This window comes from Glutamicibacter sp. NPDC087661, from assembly GCF_044743275.1.
Taxonomy (GTDB): Bacteria; Actinomycetota; Actinomycetes; order Actinomycetales; family Micrococcaceae; genus Glutamicibacter.
In genome coordinates this window covers 254461-272636 of the sequence record NZ_JBIUWE010000006.1, presented here as the reverse complement: position 1 = coordinate 272636, position 18176 = coordinate 254461, and the positions used below count along the sequence as shown (strand labels likewise).

General features: G+C 60.9%; 15 protein-coding genes, 2 tRNA genes and 1 rRNA gene. 12 read left to right on the top strand and 6 right to left on the bottom strand.

Annotation, left to right across the window (positions count from 1 at the left end; all coding sequences use genetic code 11):
* Positions 1-323 precede the first annotated feature (323 nt).
* Positions 324-1106: an SDR family oxidoreductase gene (locus ACIOTN_RS16415; protein WP_133835104.1), complete on the top strand. Its 783-nt coding sequence runs from the start codon at positions 324-326 to the stop codon at positions 1104-1106.
* Between the two features lie 144 nt (positions 1107-1250).
* Positions 1251-1367: ribosomal RNA gene (gene rrf, locus ACIOTN_RS16410) — 5S ribosomal RNA — on the top strand.
* 128 nt (positions 1368-1495) lie between these two features.
* Here rrf and ACIOTN_RS16405 read toward each other — a convergent pair.
* The 3 genes from ACIOTN_RS16405 to ACIOTN_RS16395 all read right to left on the bottom strand — a co-directional run bounded on the left by ACIOTN_RS16405 (position 1496) and on the right by ACIOTN_RS16395 (position 4913).
* Positions 1496-2563 carry an ABC transporter ATP-binding protein gene (locus ACIOTN_RS16405; RefSeq protein WP_402735731.1) on the bottom strand — a complete coding sequence of 356 codons (1068 nt, stop codon included), beginning with the start codon at positions 2561-2563 and terminating at the stop codon, positions 1496-1498.
* A 65-nt stretch (positions 2564-2628) separates the two neighbouring features.
* Positions 2629-3408, bottom strand: a complete 780-nt coding sequence (gene otsB / locus ACIOTN_RS16400) for a trehalose-phosphatase (protein ID WP_146112911.1) — start codon at positions 3406-3408, stop codon at positions 2629-2631.
* A 41-nt stretch (positions 3409-3449) separates the two neighbouring features.
* The gene (locus ACIOTN_RS16395; protein ID WP_388024933.1) at positions 3450-4913 is read right to left on the bottom strand and encodes a trehalose-6-phosphate synthase; all 1464 of its coding nucleotides are present in this window, start codon (positions 4911-4913) and stop codon (positions 3450-3452) included.
* Positions 4914-5313: 400 nt separating this feature from the next.
* Here ACIOTN_RS16395 and ACIOTN_RS16390 point away from each other — a divergent pair, with 400 nt between their 5' ends.
* The 5 genes from ACIOTN_RS16390 (at position 5314) to ACIOTN_RS16370 (ending at position 10225) form a co-directional block, all read left to right on the top strand.
* Entirely contained in the window at positions 5314-6180 is an 867-nt protein-coding gene (locus tag ACIOTN_RS16390; protein ID WP_332728156.1) for a thioredoxin domain-containing protein, read from the top strand.
* Between the two features lie 171 nt (positions 6181-6351).
* Positions 6352-6425 (top strand) — tRNA-Thr (locus ACIOTN_RS16385).
* Positions 6426-6588: 163 nt separating this feature from the next.
* Positions 6589-7539 (top strand): DUF808 domain-containing protein, encoded by a 951-nt coding sequence (locus ACIOTN_RS16380; protein ID WP_402735730.1) that lies wholly within the window; start codon positions 6589-6591, stop codon positions 7537-7539.
* A gap of 110 nt (positions 7540-7649) precedes the next feature.
* The gene (locus tag ACIOTN_RS16375) at positions 7650-9296 is read left to right on the top strand and encodes an N-6 DNA methylase (RefSeq protein ID WP_219844353.1); all 1647 of its coding nucleotides are present in this window, start codon (positions 7650-7652) and stop codon (positions 9294-9296) included.
* On the top strand, positions 9293-10225 hold the full coding sequence (locus tag ACIOTN_RS16370) for a hypothetical protein (protein WP_105661589.1): 933 nt from the start codon (positions 9293-9295) through the stop codon (positions 10223-10225). The genes ACIOTN_RS16375 and ACIOTN_RS16370 overlap by 4 nt, the downstream gene beginning before the upstream one ends.
* 4 nt (positions 10226-10229) lie before the next feature.
* Here the strand turns inward: ACIOTN_RS16370 and ACIOTN_RS16365 are convergent, their stop codons facing one another.
* On the bottom strand, positions 10230-10847 hold the full coding sequence (locus tag ACIOTN_RS16365; RefSeq protein WP_332487736.1) for a GNAT family N-acetyltransferase: 618 nt from the start codon (positions 10845-10847) through the stop codon (positions 10230-10232).
* Between the two features lie 409 nt (positions 10848-11256).
* On the opposite strand from ACIOTN_RS16365, the gene ACIOTN_RS16360 reads away from it, so the two are divergent.
* Positions 11257-11333, top strand: a tRNA-Val gene (locus tag ACIOTN_RS16360).
* Positions 11334-11389: 56 nt separating this feature from the next.
* Here the strand turns inward: ACIOTN_RS16360 and ACIOTN_RS16355 are convergent.
* Positions 11390-12436 carry an LLM class flavin-dependent oxidoreductase gene (locus tag ACIOTN_RS16355; RefSeq protein WP_402735729.1) on the bottom strand — a complete coding sequence of 349 codons (1047 nt, stop codon included), beginning with the start codon at positions 12434-12436 and terminating at the stop codon, positions 11390-11392.
* Between the two features lie 201 nt (positions 12437-12637).
* On the opposite strand from ACIOTN_RS16355, the gene ACIOTN_RS16350 reads away from it, so the two are divergent.
* Entirely contained in the window at positions 12638-14308 is a 1671-nt protein-coding gene (locus tag ACIOTN_RS16350) for a threonine/serine exporter ThrE family protein (RefSeq protein ID WP_105659118.1), read from the top strand.
* On the opposite strand, the gene ACIOTN_RS16345 is transcribed toward ACIOTN_RS16350, so the two are convergent.
* Positions 14305-15078 (bottom strand): uracil-DNA glycosylase, encoded by a 774-nt coding sequence (locus ACIOTN_RS16345; RefSeq protein ID WP_105659119.1) that lies wholly within the window; start codon positions 15076-15078, stop codon positions 14305-14307. The genes ACIOTN_RS16350 and ACIOTN_RS16345 overlap by 4 nt on opposite strands.
* A gap of 156 nt (positions 15079-15234) precedes the next feature.
* Between ACIOTN_RS16345 and ACIOTN_RS16340 the strand changes: the two genes are divergently transcribed.
* The 3 genes from ACIOTN_RS16340 (at position 15235) to groL (ending at position 18107) form a co-directional block, all read left to right on the top strand.
* Positions 15235-15525 (top strand): DUF3263 domain-containing protein, encoded by a 291-nt coding sequence (locus ACIOTN_RS16340; RefSeq protein ID WP_105659120.1) that lies wholly within the window; start codon positions 15235-15237, stop codon positions 15523-15525.
* A 42-nt stretch (positions 15526-15567) separates the two neighbouring features.
* Positions 15568-16173, top strand: coding sequence for a LytR C-terminal domain-containing protein (locus tag ACIOTN_RS16335; protein ID WP_105659121.1), 606 nt, complete (start codon positions 15568-15570; stop codon positions 16171-16173).
* 296 nt (positions 16174-16469) lie between these two features.
* Positions 16470-18107 carry a chaperonin GroEL gene (groL, locus tag ACIOTN_RS16330; RefSeq protein WP_402735728.1) on the top strand — a complete coding sequence of 546 codons (1638 nt, stop codon included), beginning with the start codon at positions 16470-16472 and terminating at the stop codon, positions 18105-18107.
* Positions 18108-18176 lie beyond the last annotated feature (69 nt).

Below are 18176 nucleotides of genomic sequence, written 5' to 3'. Positions count from 1 at the left end.
TGAGGGTGTGGGAGAGTAGGTCACCGCCGGACTTAACTTGAGTAGATGGTTTGAGGCCCTGGTACCGTTTGGTGCCGGGGCCTCACCTGTTTAACGAGAAGGGGAGGGGGAATTAGGCAGCTGGTGCTGCTTGGTTCCTCCTCCCCTCCTGCTTTAACCTCGATAGCTGCTAAGCGACTAAGGCAACCCCAAACACTTGACTTAGGCATCATTGTTCAAGGGGCCACTCGAAATGGGCATAGTGTGGGATATGAGCGAGGCTGCGACTGACTCATCGACGGTGACTCGACTCGTCTTCCAATTGCGAAAGAGGGAAACCGAACGTGAGAACTTATGTCGTTACTGGCGCTGCTTCCGGTATTGGCGCGGCCACTGCAGAATTGATTCGAGAACGTGGGCACAAGGTCATTGGAGTTGATCTACGCGATGCCGAGGTCACTGCTGACCTATCGACGCAGGCGGGCCGGCTAAGCGCCATCAGCCAGACCCTAGAGCATTCCGAAGGCAAGATTGACGCGGTCATCGCGGCCGCAGGCATCTCGGCTCCTAAGGCGATTACCGTCTCGGTAAACTATTTCGGCGTAACCAGGTATCTGGAAGGCCTGCTGCCTGCATTGGGACTCTCGCAGTCACCACGCGTGGCCGTGGTTTCCTCGATGGCCTCGATCCAGCAGAATTCCGCTGAACTCGTTGATGCGTTGCTTGCAGGCGACGAGGAAGCAGCCCTGGCCATTGGTGCAGCCTTGGAAGCCGCTGGCCCGCGATCCGGTTACCTGAATTACCCGTCCTCCAAGCGTGCGCTGAGCCGCTGGGTTCGCCGCGAGTGCATCTCGGAGAAGTGGGCCGGCGCAGGGATCCCATTGAACGCTGTGGCTCCTGGCACCGTGATCACCAACATGACTCGGGACCTATTGGCGACAGAAGAAGGCAAATCGATGGTTGACCAGAATGTGCCGATGCCATTGAACTACCACTCTGAAGCCGTGGTAATTGCCAAGCTACTGCTGTGGCTAACGAGTGCAGAAAATACTCACGTCACCGGGCAAACGATTTACTGCGATGGTGGTGCCGAGGCTACGCTCCGCGGGGACGATATCTGGAGCTAGCCCAATTAGCCGGGTATGGCGAAGGACACTATTGGTAACGCGTTCTGAAGTGGCGCATCCACTGCGTGCTTGATATAGTTATGGAGTTGTCGCAATCGCGAATGACACCGTAGTTTTCCCATGGCTAGCCATGAGGTATAGAGTTACGGCGATCATAGCGTGGGGGAAACGCCCAGATCCATGCCGAACCTGGAAGCTAAGACCCACAGCGCCGATGGTACTGCACTCGGGAGGGTGTGGGAGAGTAGGTCATCGCCGGGCATAATTTGCCGAAGGCCCCGAACTTTTGTTCGGGGCCTTCGATGTTTAACCGGACTCTCGTGCAGCGGACTTAAAGCCAATGGCGGCTTGGAGTTCAATTTCCAAGCCGCCATTGGCGCTAGCCAGTATTAGGCGTTGTCCAAGCGCAGACCGCTTTCCGTATCAAACAGGTGCGCGTGCTGCAGATTTGGTGCAATATTGATGCGCTGTCCACGTGCGGGAGGCGTACGGCCGTCAACACGAACCACGACTATCTGAGTTTGGCCGCCTAGCTCTGCCGAACCGTAGATGTAGGCATCTGCGCCGAGCTCTTCAACAACGTCGACAACAATCTCCACACCTTCGCCGGCACCGACAATCTCGATGTCCTCTGGACGGAAGCCCAAGGTGACTCCACCCTGTGCCCCAGGCGCATCGATAACAGCTGAACCGAAAGCAACCTGTCCATTGGCAGACTGCAACTGCACCAGGTTCATGGCAGGGGACCCGATGAAGCCTGCGACGAAGACATTGCGTGGGCGATCGTAGAGCTCACGAGGAGTGCCTACCTGCTGCAACTCGCCGTCCTTGAGTACGGCAACGCGGTCACCCATAGTCAAGGCTTCCACCTGGTCGTGGGTCACGTACACGGTCGTGACACCGAGTCGGCGGGTCAGCGACGCAATCTGGGTACGGGTCTGCACGCGCAGCTTTGCATCGAGGTTGGACAGCGGCTCGTCCATCAAGAACACCTGGGGTGAACGAACGATGGCGCGACCCATGGCCACACGCTGACGCTGGCCGCCAGACAAGGCCTTGGGCTTGCGGTCCAAGTACTTCTCCAGATCGAGAAGCTTGGCTGCTTCCAGCACGCGCTTCTTGCGTTCCTCCTTGTCGACGCCGGCGATCTTCAAGGCAAAGCCCATATTCTCGGCAACGGTCATGTGGGGGTACAGCGCGTAGTTCTGGAAGACCATGGCGATGTCGCGGTCCTTAGGCGGAACGTTGGTCACATCCTTATCGCCAATGAGAATACGACCGGAGTTTACTTCTTCCAAGCCCGCGAGCATGCGCAGGGTGGTGGACTTGCCGCAACCCGAGGGGCCGACCAGGACAAGGAATTCTCCATCTTGGATTTCCAAGTCGATAGCGTCGACGGAAGGCACAAGTGCGCCCGGGTAGATGCGGGTGGCCTTTTCAAAGGTCACAGTTGCCATGATGACAATCCTTTCACGGGCAGGTACGTGCCCGACGATCCGTAGTGAAAGTGAGTTGGGACACTTCAGTGTCGCATGGAAATCAGACTTTTCAAAAGGTGTGGTAATTCACTTGGCGAAAGGATATTATGCGCGGCCGCAGTTGGTCCAGGTCCCACCTTGATGCCCAGATCCGCTGCGCCAAGAACCTTGAATCCGTTCTCGTCGGTCACGTCATCACCGACAAAAAGGACCGCTTGGACGTCGAGTACTTCACGCAACCACTGCAGGCTCTGGCCCTTATCGCCGTGATGCACGGTGGCCTCTAGCACCGCTTTGCCTTCAAGCAGTTTGATGCCGTCCAAATCACGTAGCGCCTGCCGCGCCTGTGCCAGGGCCTTGGCGGCAACTTCAGGTGTTGCCTGGCGGACGTGCAGGACCGTGGCCGACGGTTTGTACTCCACGCTGGCGTTCGCGTGCATCGCAGCAACTCGTTCCAGGCGCTTGGTAATTTGCCCGAGCAGCTCGGACTGCCTAGCGGTCAGCGGCTCATCGTGCCAGATCGCGCCCAGCTGTGGCGGAACCAAGCGCTCGGCACCGTGCGAACCAATGCGAATCTCTGGACGAGGTTCAGGATAGACCTCGCTCAAGGACTGCAGGTTACGCCCCGACACCACCGCGGTGTATACCCCGGGACTGGAAGCCAGCTGCTCGAAGGCAGCAGCAGACTCTTCCAGCGGCCGGGCCTCTTGGGGCCGGTCAACCAGCGGGGACATCGTTCCATCAAAGTCCAAAGCAACTAGTACCCGCTGATGGGCAGCAAATTCAGCGAGCGCGGCCTGCAGGGCAGGGTCAAGGTCAGGCAATGGTATTCCTCATCGGAGATCAGGATTCCTGTCGGAATCTTCTAGCGAACGATTTCGTGCACGGAGGTGGCCGCGTTGATCTCGGCCAGCTCGGCTAGGAAATCCTCGGACCACTTCGAGACGTCGTTGAGCGCCAAGTGGCGGTTCATGCGTTTCATCCGGCGTTCCTGCTCTGCCTCATTCATCTGAACCGCTTCAACGATCTTGGCCTTCATCCCGTCGATGTCGTGCGGGTTGACCAGGACAGCCTGGGTCAGCTGATCGGCAGCGCCGGTGTACTCCGAGAGCACCAGTACGCCGCGACCATCCTGGTGCGCAGCGACGAACTCCTTGGCCACCAGATTCATCCCATCGCGCAGGGCCGTGACCAGCAGGACATCGGCTGCCAGATACATGGCGATCATTTCGCGCAGCGGATAGGACTGGTGCAGGTAGCGCAGGGTGGTGTGGCTCAGGGTGTCATGCTGGCCGGTGATCTGCCCGACCATGAGCTCCACCTGGTCACGCAGCTCGATGTAGCTGTCCACGTTTTCCCGGCTGGGGCTGGCTACCTGGATCAGGCAGACATCACCGGCGCGCAGAGTCTGGTCGGAGAGCAGCTCGCCATAGGCCTTCAGGCGGTGGCGAATGCCCTTGGTGTAGTCCAAGCGGTCCACGCCCAGCATGATGGTTTTCGGATTGCCCAGCTCATGGCGGATCTGGGCGGCACGGGCAATGATTTGCGGATCGCGTGCGAGCTTGGCGATTTGCTCGGTATCGATGGAAATCGGATGCGCATTGGCACGGCAGAGATTCTGCATGTCGTTACCGGCTGGGGGCGAAGCCACATCGCCCTTGGTGGAGTAGTCGGTGAACCGGCGCAAGCAGCGCAGGAAATTGCTCGCATCGGTTTCGCGCTGGAACCCGACCAAGTCCGCGCCGACCAGTCCCTGCAAGATCTGGGTGCGCCAGGGCAGCTGCGAAAACAGGCTGGCCGCCGGGAACGGTATGTGCAGGAAGAAGCCGATTTTCAGATCGGGTCGCGCCAGCCGCAGCATCTGCGGAACCAGCTGCAGCTGGTAGTCGTGGACCCACACGGTAGCGTTCGGAGCAGCGATTTCCAGTACGGCATCGGCGAATCGCTGGTTGATCCTCTTGTAGCGGTCCCACCAGGTGCGGTGGTACTCCGGTGGCACGATGACGTCGTGGTAGAGCGGCCAAAGCGTCGAGTTGGAGAAGCCCTCGTAGTAGAGGGTCAGGTCATCCTCATCCAGGGGGACCGGAACCAGATGGATGTCATCCTTGTCGAAGCTCTCCAGCTTCTCGCCGATACCGCCATGCCAACCCACCCAGGCACCTTCGGACGCAGCCATGACCGGTTCCAAGGCGGTAACCAAACCACCGGGCGAACGCTGGAATCCTTGCGATCCGTCAGGATTGGTGATGCGGTCCACCGGAAGGCGGTTGGCTACAACCACAAAATCGTAGGAATTTTCGGTCTTTGTACTCGGCGCTGGGGTACCCACTGCAAACCTCCTGGTTTGTTCAATCTGGTTCACCGGCGTGGTGCAGATTCGTCGGTTCTGAGTGAATGACTTCTCGTCAAATTTCCTCGCTCTTGCTATTTAGCCTAGTGAAAACTGACTGCTAAGGGAACGAAGAGACGGATTTCTCCGTCATATGGGCTACTTCTGCGCATGTGCCGCGTGGTCAGCAAAGGACCGGCAGCAAAGAAACGATATCCGCCGATGACTTGGTTTAACGCTCAACTTAAGGTTTTCGAAGCACTTTGGGTGCTGTATGCGAAAGATATGTGAGTCCTGTGAAGGTGGGGGAATCTTGAGTTTTCAAGGATATTGGCGCTCGGAGTTGGCTAAGCTTGACTCCAGATGATAGTTGTCCGCTGACCAAGGAACCGCCAAATTTATGTCTACAAATAATCCGCGTCCATCGAAGGCAGAGCGAACCGCGAGTGCCCGAGAGAAGGCGGCGCAGATGCGTGCCGCTCAAGATGCCGCTCAGAAGCGCAAGTCGCTTTTCGTGAAGCTGGGCGTATTGGCCGCAGTCATTGTGGTCATCGCACTGGTAGTTACCTTGATCGTGCAGAACAACAACGCAAAGGTGGCAGACTCCGGCGCCGTGCCGCAGGGCGGTACCGCAGCCGGTGGCATCATGGTCACCTCGCCGGACACTGTCGCAGAGAAGTCCATCGAGAATGTGGATATCAAGACGCTCGAAGCACCTGCCGAGGCGCCATCGCCAGCTACCCCACGCGACCTGACGGTGGCTGAAAAGGGCGAACCGATCAACATCGCCATGTACGTTGACGCCAACTGCGTTCACTGTGCAGACTTCGAGGCTACCTACGGGGACCAGATCGAGGAATGGCTGGCCAACGGCGACGTCACCGTTGAATACCGCAACGTCGGCTACCTTGACCGTGGTTCAGCAACCAACTTCTCCTCGCGCGGCGCCAACGCATTGGCTTGCGTCGCCGACGAAAGCCCAGAAGCCTACATGGGCTTTGTCAAGGCGCTGTGGGGCCACTACCCAGAGGGCGAGATGAAGAACGCCGAGCTGGCCGATCTGGCGATCCAGAATGGCGCTGCGCAGTCCGTTGAAAGCTGCATCGCAGATGACAAGTTCCGTCCATTCGTCCAGTACACCACTACTGCCGGCCAGTACGATGGCGTGGCTGGCACCCCATCGATCTTCGTCCAGGGCGAGGTAGTCGATCTGGCAAAGGAAGACTTCCCAACCGCAGTGAAGGAAGCAATCGCTGCCAACAAGTAAGTCGAACCGGTAGCCTCTGGACAATTGTTCGGGATCCGGTAGTATCCTTATTGATCTCGCACCCCGACCGATGGGAAGGAAGCCAATGCTGGCTTCCTTCCCATCGGCATTTAACTCGGAGCATCGCCAATTCGCAGTGCCGCAGGGTTTTCGGATATTCTTATTCGGTACGCCCCCTTAGCTCAGCTGGCCAGAGCGTCTGTCTTGTAAACTGAAGGTCACCGGTTCGAATCCGGTAGGGGGCTCTGACCTGGTCCTGACCAGCAACGGGAACCGTGTCCATGAATCTTCATGGCGCGGTTTCTTTTTTTAGCCCCAGGTCTTGCCCGAGCCAGCGTCGCGCCTATGGCAGGCTCAAAGATCCCGCCGGTAGAATTTTGCGCAGAACCTATATTTGAGGAGCCGACCATGGCCGGAGGCCTTGCAGCACTATTGGACGACGTGGCGGCGCTGGTGAAAGTCACCGCGGCATCGCTTGATGACATCGCGCTGGGCGCTGGCAAGGCCAGCACCAAATCGCTAGGCGTCGTCATCGACGATGCGGCAGTCACCCCGCAGTACGTGGCCGGACTCTCGCCCAAGCGCGAGCTTCCAATCATCTGGAAGATCGCCGTTGGGTCTATCCGGAACAAAATGCTGTTCATCCTTCCGGTGGCGCTGATCCTATCGCAGTTCGCTCCATGGGCGCTGACCCCGATCCTGATGATCGGTGGCGCCTATCTGGTTTTCGAAGGCGCCGAGAAGCTGCTTGAGGCGATGGGCGCGATCAAGCACCACACTCCGGGCGGCAAGGAGGGAGTGCGCGACGAGAAAGCGATCATCGGATCGGCAGTGCGCACAGACCTCGTGCTTTCCGCGGAGATCATGGTCATCTCGCTGAACGAGGTGTCCCACGAGCCATTCTTGAATCGCGCGCTGATCCTGATTGTGATCGCCATCCTGATGACCGTCGTGGTCTATGGCGCCGTGGGCTTGATCGTCAAAATGGACGACATCGGACTGCACATGGCCGCCAAGCCACGCCAGCTCACGCAGAAGATCGGGCGCGGCCTGGTCAAGGCGATGCCCATCGTGATGTCCATCCTGAGCAAGGTCGGCGTGATCGCGATGCTCTGGGTCGGCGGGCACCTGCTGCTGGTCGGCATGGACGAACTGGGCTGGCACGCACCGTACGGCTTCGTGCACCACGTTGAACTGCTGGTCCACGACGCGACCGGCCAGGCCGGCGCCGTGCTGGGCTGGCTGGTGAACACCGCCTTCTCCTGCCTTGCCGGTTTTATCATGGGTACCGTGATTACCGTCATCATCCTGGGCATCGAGAAGCTGCGCCACAAGGGCAAAGCCGAAGCAGACCACTAGGAACAGGAATCAGCCAGATGCCCGCGCACGTAGAATAGAGAAGTTGCCGCCCGGACTCGGTCTACCGGTCCAGCCCAACTGTCTGGCCTACGTGGAAAGATCGATGCGTGTTGAGTAGAGAATTGACAGATCAGGCCACCGCCCGCCATGCGCGCGGAGCCTACTTCACCCCGGAACCCGTTGCCAGCTTCATGGCGCAGTGGGCGCTGGGGGAGCAAGGATCCAAGGTCCTGGAACCCTCCTGCGGTGAAGCACAATTCCTTGCCGCTGCCCATCCGGTGCTTGCAGATGGCCGAGACCGGGTCGAGCTGGTGGGCCTGGAACTGCACGAACCATCGGTGCAGGCCGCCCGTGAGCGGATGAGCGCCGCCGGGATCGACGCGCGCATCGAGCACGCCAACTTCTTCGAGGTCACCGGCAACGCCGAGTACGACGCTGTCATCGGCAACCCTCCCTACGTGCGCTACCAGCTGCACCGCGGGGCTGACCGGCAGCTCTCGCGCGCCGCGGCCAAAGCCTCGGGCGTGGAACTGAATGAACTTGCCAGCATCTGGGCCGCTTTCGTCGTGCACGCCACCAGCTTCCTTGCCGTCGGCGGGCGCCTGGCCCTGGTGCTTCCGGCAGAGCTGATGTTCGTGAACTATGCCGGGCCTGTCCGCCAGATGCTGCTTGAACGCTTCGCCAGCGTGCACCTGGCCGTCTTCGAAGAGCGCTTGTTCGCCGACGCGCAGGAAGAAGTGGTGCTGCTGCTGGCCGAGGGCTACCGCGAAGGGGCTAGCGGTTCCTTCAACCTGCACCAATTCCGCAATGCGCTGGATCTGCAAGCCCTGGGCGAAGGCACCCGCCACACCCCGGTGCGCATGAACGAGCGCTGGACCGGTTCCCTGGTCGGCCTTGAAGCCCAGGGGATCTTGTCGGCGGCACTGGCCGCCGGCCGGATGGCGCCGCTGCAGTCCTGGGGCGAAACCTCGCTGGGCGCGGTCACCGGCAATAATAAGTGGTTCACCCTCTCGGCCCAGCAGATCCAGGACCTGGGGCTGGCCCGCGAGGACCTGATCCGGATCTCGCCTCCGGGCTCGCGCCACCTGCGCGGGCTGGAATTGAGCGAGGACGGCTGGGAAAAGCTCGCCGAGCACGGGGCAGCTGCCTACATGTTCCGCCCCGGCGCGGAACCCAGCGGTGCTGGTGCGCGCTTCGTGGCCAGCGGTGAACTGCAGAACGTCGACCAGGCCTACAAGTGCAAGGTGCGCTCGCCATGGTGGCGGGTGCCGGTGCTCTCGGTGCCGGACCTGTTCATGACCTACATGAACGCCGACACCCCGCGGTTGACCGCCAACGAGGCCGCGGTGCACCACATCAACTCGATCCATGGGGTGTACCTCGGCGCCGATGCGCGCGAGCTGGGCCGCGAGCTGCTCCCGGTGGCATCGCTCAATACCCTGACCATGCTCGGAGCCGAAATGGTGGGCCGCTCCTACGGCGGCGGCATCCTGAAGCTGGAACCGCGTGAAGCCGACCAGCTGCCGGTCCCGGCGATCGGCATGGTGCAGCGCTATGCCCGGCAATTGCGTGCCATCAAGCCGGCGGTGCGTGAACTGCTGGTGCAGGGGCGCAAGCAAGAGGCCACCGACCTGGTGGACCGCGTGGTGCTCGAGCAGCTGCTCGGCTTGGAGCCGGATGCGCTGGAGGCGGTCCGCACAGCGCGAATGAATATGCTCGAACGCCGCAAGGCCAGAAGCAAAGCCGTGAGGGGATGAACGTGGCCAATCCTGCGATCGAAAAGACCTTGGCCTTTGCCGAATTCGATACCACGTTGATGTCAGCGGCGAAGGATTCGCCCTGGCTGGGCAATGGCGCGGTAACCGAGGAATTCAACCCGTCCTTCCCGGTGCTCGAACGCCTGCTGAGCATCCCGGTCCGCAACAAGGCGGTCACCCGATCGGGCCGCTTTGCCCAGGGCGTGGACGCATGGCTGGCCCATGAATTGCGCCGTGCCGGATTCGATGCGGATCTGGTGTGGCCGCGTCCCGAGGCGCCCCGGGTCTTGTCCAGCGACATCCTGGAACTGCTGCGCAAGCTGCCGGAGCGGCTGGCCGACGAGGTGCACGAGTCCATCATGGCGGGCAAGGCGGGCAGCATCGACGCGCGCATCCTGGGCCGCGCCTACATGAAGCAAACCGACGTGGTGATGACCCATTGGTCCACCGGTCCCGAACTGCTGCTCAGCACCAAGGCGATGACCTCATCCTTCGGCAAGAACCTGGCCAACCGCTATGAAGAGGCCTATGGGGATGCGGCTAACCTGCGGGCCCGCTACCCGCTGGCAGCCGTCGGGTTCTTCTTCGTGCAGCGTGCCACGATCCTGGAATCCGAGCCGGCTGCCTTCCGCCGCACCGTGGACATGATCCGCAAGCTGCGCGACTTCGGCGACGGCTTCGGGTACACCGCCACCGGCCTGCTGCTGGTGGATTGGGATGAGAGCGCGGAGCATCCCGAAGTGAAATGCGTCCACGCTCCGGTGCCCGCGGATATTGCCGCGCCGCAGTTCCTCAACGCCATGGTCGATGCGGTCCTGAAGGTCACCCCGATCGACCTGCACGAGGCCGCTCGCGCTCGCCGGGCCGGAGAAGTTGCCCCGCTGCCGGGCCACGGCTCCGTGGACGAACAGCAGGACGCCCTGTTCTAGGCGGTCACATCACCGGCACGGCGGAGGCCGAATCATCGGACCCGAACTGCGCGGCGAATCCCTGGACCGGGGCCGGGCCGGCCATGAGGCTCGGGGCCGGCATCGCACTTTCGGGAAGGTGGATGGCCACGTGGTCCTCGGAGGCCTGCGGCAATTGCGCGGCCCACTGCCATGCGGCCTCGGTGGCCCGGTAGATGAACTTCAGCTGCCCATCGTGCTCGAAGCTGCGCTCGCGCTGCCACAGTTCCGAGCGCTCGTAGAAGGCCCAGGATGCCGGGTTCTGCGAATCGATGACGCTGATCGGGGTTTTGCCCGAACGCAGCGCGTGGGCAAGGCGCAGCGACGTCGCATGCTGGCGGATGCCCAGGCGGCGGTAGTCCGGGCGCACGGCCATGCAACCGAGCTCCACGGCGTTCATCGAAGAAGTCGGGGCAATGATGGAATCATGCACGAGGCCTGCGGCAACCAAGGTGCCCTGGTCGCGCACGGTCACAAGCAGCGAGAGCCGGTCGAACTTCTGGTTCCAACGCTGGTCGACCAGGGGGTAAAGGGTCGCTAATTCGGCGCGCTGGGCCGGCTGAACGCATAGGGATGACAAGGAAAAGTTCAGGTTTTCAAACACTGGGTACGGTCCTAAATTCTAAGAACGAACGAAAGATGAGGCTTTTGCGCGGTGGAAAAATCCACTGCGCGGTTTCGTTGGCCTTGAGGGGACCGATGCCGGCGGCTTCCGGCAACTTCCTTGTAGGGTCCAGTTTGAGCTCGATGAGCTAGAAAAATTATGGAGTCTAAAGTCCCTTTTTGACAAGTGGAAATGGGTACTTTTAGGTGAATCGCAAATAAACTATTCGGCGCTGTTTTTCTGCTCTACTCATTGCCTGAACCGCGACTGTTCGAACCTGCGCTGGAAGCGGCATTTCGGCGAGTTCCGGGGACGGATTCCGGGCGCTGGAACCGGTGGCCGATTTGGAGTGAGGTCCACGGCCCGGTAGGATTGCTTATGCGCTTGGCTTGCAAGTCAGGGCGCAGATGGATCTTTAGCTCAGTTGGTTAGAGCGTTCGCCTCACACGCGAAAGGTCGCTGGTTCGAGTCCAGTAAGATCCACCAAGAACGAAAGCCACCGCAATGCGGTGGCTTTCGCTGTTTCCGGGACAGCCAGGACCCTAGGCGCCAAGCAGCTGGTGCACCATGGGCTTGACCTCTTCTCCGAGCAACTTGATGCTGTTCATCATCGCCTCGTGCGGCAAGGAACCGGCAGAGTACTTGATGTCAACGCGCGACAAGCCCAGCTGCTGGGCCACCTTGGCCATCTTCCGTGCCACAGTTTCCGGGCTGCCGGCCATCATGGCTCCCTCGGGCCCCATGGAAGCCTGCAAGCGCATCTTGCTGGCCGGCGGCCAGCCTCGTTCGGCGCCCAGCCGATTCATGGTGCGCTGGTAATGCGGCCAGAGGGTTTCCAGGGCCTCCTGGTCGGTGGAAGCCAACAAGCCATGGAAGTGCGCCGAGACCGGCAATTCTCCATGGCCGAACTCCTTCAGCGCACGGCGGTAGAGGGTGGCCAAGCCTTCGAAGGCCGAGGGCTGGCCGCCGATAATGGCCAAGCACAACGGCAAGCCATGCCGGGCCGCGCGGGTTACCGACTGCGGGCTGCCACCCACACCCACCCAGGTGGTCAAGGGCTGGTCTTCCAGCAGCGGGTAGATCTGCTGGTTGCGCAAGGCGGCGCGGTGCTTGCCCTGCCAGGAAACCGGCGTGCCGTGGCGGAGCTTGGCCAGCAGATGCAGCTTCTCTTCGAACAGGTCCTCGTAGTCTTCAAGATCCAGGCCGAAGAGCGGGAAGGATTCAATGAAGGAGCCGCGGCCTGCGATGATCTCCACTCGCCCGTTGGAGATCGCGTCCAAGGTGGCAAAGCGTTCGTAGACGCGCACCGGGTCGTCGCTGGAGAGCACGGTCACCGCGGTGCCGAGCTTGATGCGCTGGGTAGTGCTGGCCAGGGCGGCCAGAACCATTTCGGGGGAGGAGATGGCATAGTCATCGCGGTGGTGCTCGCCGACACCGAAGAAATCAAGACCCGAGGCTTCGGCCTGCTGCCCCTCGGCGATGACATTGCGGATCACCTGGGCATGGCTCAGCGGGTTGCCCTGGGCATCCTCGGTGATGTCGCCGAAGGTCTCGGCTCCGATTTCTGGCAATGGGAACTGCGTATTCATTGGATCCTCCGGATTATATGCAAACACATCTAACTTCTGCATGGTGCAACCAACTGCCGAGCGCCGGTATTCCAGTGGCCGAAAATACCCTTAAATGTGTTCGGCGATACCTCCCGAATTCGCCACGTTCCCGACAACTTTTCATGCACGGGTTGTATGGTGAATCCCATGGGAAAAACTTTGGATGAGGGGGCATGATTCGTGGCGCATCGATCTAGCGAGGAACAGGCCGCCTCGTCGAATGCCGTAGGCGAGGATCCGGCTCCGCTAGCTGGCGTCTTGCCCCGCATTGCCACTAGTGAGATCAACATGGGCTTCCATCCGGCAGAGCCCGCCGAAGAGCCGGCAACGGCATCTGAACTACCGCTCAATACGGCGGTCAGCGCCAACGTGGCGGCTGCCGATGTCTCGGATATCGAGTGGCGCACCGGCCAGGTCCACACCACCGATGAGGGCATTACCCTCATGCCTACCCGCGCCAACCCGGTGGCCCGTCGGCTGCTGGCGAAAATGTGGATCTCGGATACCCCTCCCACCGAGGCGCTGAACATCGTTGAGCGCCTGCAGGGCACCCCCTACGCCAACCCCAAGGTCAATGTGGACCAGGACGCGTCCAACCGGCGCACCATGGAGTTCGCGCTGGATTTGGGCGAGACCTTGATCCGCTACGGCGCAGGCGCCTTGGAAGTGGAAACCAGCGTGATCGCGGTGACCGCGGCACTGGGCTTGAGCCACTTGGATGTGGACATCACCAACCAGTCCCTGCATTTGAACTACAGCCCGCCGGACGCCGAAAGCTACTCGGTGCTGCGTGTGGTCCGCTCCTACACCTCGAACTACGCCGGCATGGTGCTGGTGCACGAACTCGTCTCGGATATCATTGCCGGCGGCGTATCGCGATCCGTTTCAGCGAAGCGGCTGAAGGACATCACTCGGCAGCCCAAGCCGTTCCCGCGCTGGATCGTCGCCTGCGGCCGGGCCGTGTTCGCGGCCGCGTTCGTGCTCTTCATTGGCGGCTCGTGGGCTGGTGCGCTGGTGGCGATGCTGTCCTCGAGCCTCGTGACGCAGATCGGCCGATACGGCTCGCGCTGGAGAGTGCCCGAGTTCTTCACTATCGCGGCCTCGACATTGGTGGTCACCGGCATTGCCTTGCTGGGGCATCAATTCCACGCTCCGCTGGATCCGGCGCTGGTGGTCTCTGGCGGCATCTTGCTGCTGCTTCCGTCGGGCAGATTCGTTTCGGCATTGCAGGATGCCATCAACGGCTTCCCGGTGACAGCGGTAGGCCGGTTGTTCTCGGCCAGCCTGATCTACGGGGCGATCCTCTGCGGAATTGCTACGGCCCTGGTGATCTCGGATCTGCTCGGGGGAGAGAAGGTCGACGTTCACCAGATCGTCCAAACCGACTATCCGGCCTGGCTGCTGGTGGTCTTGGTGGGCGTGGCCATTGTCGCCGGTGCGGTCACCGAGCAGAGCGCGCTGCGCCTGCTGCTGCCTACCGCCGGCATTGCGGTCGGCGGCTACCTGGTGCAGCTGCTGGCCGAAAGCATTGGACTCGGAGACCGGGCTACCCCGGCGCTGGTCGCCACGGTGATCGGTTTCGCCGCGCGGCTGGCGGCGGACAAACTCCGCTCCCCGCAGCTGGTGCTAGCGGCTCCTGCGGTCATGTTCCTGCTTCCGGGCCTGATGATCTTCCGCGCAATGTACGGCATCGTCATCAACGTCAATGACACCGCCACGGGACTGGTGGAGATGTTCAACGCCATGGCGATCATGCTCTCCATCGCTGGCGGCGTCGTCTTCGGCGATACGCTGTGCCGTCCATTGACCTCCAGCGCCCGGCGTGAGCGCCGGCGGATCCGCCGACGCTAGGCTTTCGGCAACGACCAGTCAATCGGCTTCTGTCCGCTGTCGGACAGGAGCCGATTGATGCTTGAGAAGGGCTTGGAGCCGAAGAACCCGCGCGAGGCTGAGAGCGGCGAGGGGTGGGCGCTTTGCAGCTGCACGGCGTTGGACAGGGACTCGGAGAGTTTCTGCGCATGCTTGCCCCAGAGCAAAGCCGCCGGAGGCCGCGGACGGTCATTGAGCGCGGTGAGGATGGCATGCAGAATTGGCGCCCAACCCAGCTTCTGATGCGAGCCGGCATTGCCAGCGGCTACGGAGAGCACCTGGTTCAGCAGCAAGACGCCTTCGGAAAGCCATGGACTGAGGTCTGGATGCGCGACCGGCTCCAGTCCCAGATCGGAGTGCAATTCCTTGTAGATATTGGCCAAGGAGCGCGGCAGCGGACGCACCTGCTTGTTGGCCGCGAAGGCCAAACCGTTTGCGTGGCCGGGTGTCGGATATGGGTCTTGGCCAACAATTAGGACCTTGACTTCGGACAATGGCAGGCTCAGTGCGCGGAACATCACCTCCGGTGCCGGCAGGATCTGTTCACCGGCCGCCGAACGGGCCGCCAAATCGGTGGCCAGGGAACGTAGCAGCGAGTCCTGCTCGCAGAGTGCCGGTACCCAGTCTGCAGCGATAAACCCGTGGTCGGCCATGGATTGGGCACCATGGTAGAACGGGAAATCAGCCGCTTCGTACACTGGTGTCCGAGCTGGCTGGGGTGCATCGAAAAGTGCTGGCTGCAAATCGTCCATAGGGGTAATTGTGCCGTTTTTCTGGCGTGCCTGTGCTCGGCCACACGGTGTTAGGCAAGCAGATTGGTTAGAATATCGGTGGTATGTCTACCGATGGTGGATTACATGCATAGCCGAAACCTGAGAAAACTGGTCCAATGACAGAGGTGAGAACGTATGGCTGAGAATGAATTGCTGGTGGATTTCGTCATGAACCCGGATTCGGAATTGGATGAGCGTTCGCAACAGATCCTCAACCTGGAAAAGTTGTGGTGGAAGTATGCCGGGGCCAAGGAACAAGCCATTACCAAGCAGTTTTCGATGTCGCCGACGAATTATTACCAGCTGCTGAACCAGCTGATTGAAACCGACGCGGCACTGGCCTACGACCCGATGTTGGTCAAGCGCCTGCGCAGAGCACGTTCCACAAAACGTCGCGTGGGCGGTAAGGTCGGCACGGGACGATAACCCTGCCTGCCGTGACCAATCAGACCTCGAGCAAGGACAAGAATGACCAACTACCCGCGTGACGAATTTGATCGCGTTCCGGAGTTCAGCACCCGTGTGGGTTCGCACCACGCCCACGGATGGGCGCAGTCCGCCGCGTCGAAGTCAACCGGTGGGAAATTGCGCTGGGTAGTGCTGACCGCTGTACTCGTGCTGGTGATCGGTGCCTTGTCCTTCATCTTCGGCCCTCAGCTCAAGGAGACCCTCGCGACTTCCACGGGAAGCGACACCTCGCAAACCCAGGAAGTCACCGCCGAGCCCTCCGTGGAACCCACACCTAGTGAATCCGCATCGCCAACGAGCACCATCGATGACGAAGACGTGCTCTACGGCCAGCTGATTGGCGTGTACAACGCGGCAAGTGTTGCCGGTCTGGCTAATGAAGGCGAAGACGCCATGGCCGAAGCCGGGTTCACCAGCATTGTGGCCGACAACTGGACCAGGCCCGCAGAAGTCTCCACGGTTTATTACATGTCCGAGTCCTACCGCACTACCGCTGAAAAAGCTGCAGAAATCCTGAATATCGACGAAGTTCTGCAGACCAGCAACATTCCGAACCGGGTCACCGTGGTTCTGGGCTCCGATGACACCCTGGGGCTAAACGAATAATTCGTTCAAAATTCCATTCGCTCAGAGCCGATCGGCTTGCACTCGCCATGCGAGAGTGCCAATATTTGTATTAGCACTCATGCGTTGCGACTGCTAACGCCGGTCGGCTTTTGCGTTCTCCAAGAACTCCATGAAGCACCGGACAGCGGATGCAGGGCGTGGGCGTGGAAAATACCTCAGATAGCGAGAGCTGAAACGGTTGCTGGCCCGATGCCGCACCGGTCCACTCGTCCGTCGCGGGCGCTGTCTGTCGGTTGCATTTTCGCAAAATCGTCCCGAAAGGACCGTACGCCACAATGGCTAAGATGATTGCATTTGACGAGGAAGCACGCCGCGGACTTGAGCGCGGCCTGAACACCCTTGCTGACGCGGTGAAGGTCACCCTGGGCCCACGCGGCCGCAACGTTGTTCTGGAAAAGAAGTGGGGCGCTCCTACTATCACCAACGACGGCGTGTCCATCGCTAAGGAAATCGACCTCGAAGAGCCTTACGAGAAGATCGGCGCAGAGCTGGTCAAGGAAGTTGCCAAGAAGACCGACGACGTCGCTGGAGACGGTACCACCACCGCAACCGTGCTGGCACAGGCACTGGTCAAGGAAGGCCTGCGCAACGTTGCCGCAGGTGCTGACCCAATCGCACTGCGCCGCGGTATCGACAAGGCCGTAGAAGCTGTTACCGCTGAACTGTTCGCCGCTGCGAAGAAGGTCGAATCCAAGGAGCAGATCGCTGCTACCGCTTCGATCTCTGCTGGCGATCCGGAAATCGGCGCACTGATCGCTGAAGCTCTCGACAAGGTCGGCGAGCAGGGCGTTATCACCGTTGAAGAATCCAACACCTTCGGCCTGGAGCTGGAGCTGGCAGAGGGCATGCGCTTCGATAAGGGCTACATCTCCGCTTACTTCGTCACCGACGCTGAGCGCCAGGAAACCGTTCTCGAGGACCCTTACGTCCTCATCGTGAACTCGAAGATCTCCTCGGTCAAGGACATGGTGACCTTGCTGGAGAAGGTCATGCAGTCGAACAAGTCGCTGCTGATCATCGCCGAAGATGTCGAGGGCGAAGCCCTGGCTACCCTGATCCTGAACAAGATCCGCGGCCTGTTCAAGTCCGTTGCTGTCAAGGCTCCGGGCTTCGGCGACCGTCGCAAGGCCATGCTGACCGACATCGCTATCCTCACCGGCGGCCAGGTTGTTTCCGAGGAAATCGGCCTGTCCCTGGATAACGTAGGCCTGGAAGTCCTCGGTACCGCCCGCAAGGTCGTTATCACCAAGGACGAGACCACCATCGTTGAAGGTGGCGGCGAAGCCGACGCCATCGAGGGACGCAAGGCCCAGATCGCAGCCGAGATCAAGAACACCGACTCGGACTACGACCGCGAGAAGCTGCAGGAGCGCCACGCAAAGCTCTCCGGCGGTGTCGCTGTGCTGAAGGCCGGGGCTGCTACCGAGGTAGAGCTCAAGGAGCGCAAGCACCGCATCGAAGATGCCGTGCGCAACGCCAAGGCAGCTGTTGAAGAAGGCATCGTCGCCGGTGGTGGCGTTGCACTGATCCAGGCTGGCGCTGCAGCATTCGAGAAGCTGGTTCTGGAAGGCGACGAAGCTACCGGTGCGAACATCGTCCGCGTTGGCATCGAAGCCCCGCTGAAGCAGATTGCCCTGAACGCTGGCATGGAGCCAGGCGTTGTCGCTGACAAGGTCAAGGGCCTGCCAGCAGGCCACGGCCTGAACGCTGCAACCGGCGAATACGTGAACCTGCTTGAAGCTGGTGTCAACGACCCAGTGAAGGTGACCCGTTCGGCACTGCAGAACGCGGCATCGATCGCTGGCCTGTTCCTGACCACCGAAGCTGTTGTCGCAGAAAAGCCAGCTCCTGCTGGCGCTGCCCCAGCCGGTGGCGATGACATGGGTGGCATGGGCGGAATGGGCGGCTTCTAAGCTTCCCGCACGCACTAAGCACGCACTAAGCACGCAGTAATCGCGCCGATGGCCCGGATCCTTTCGAAG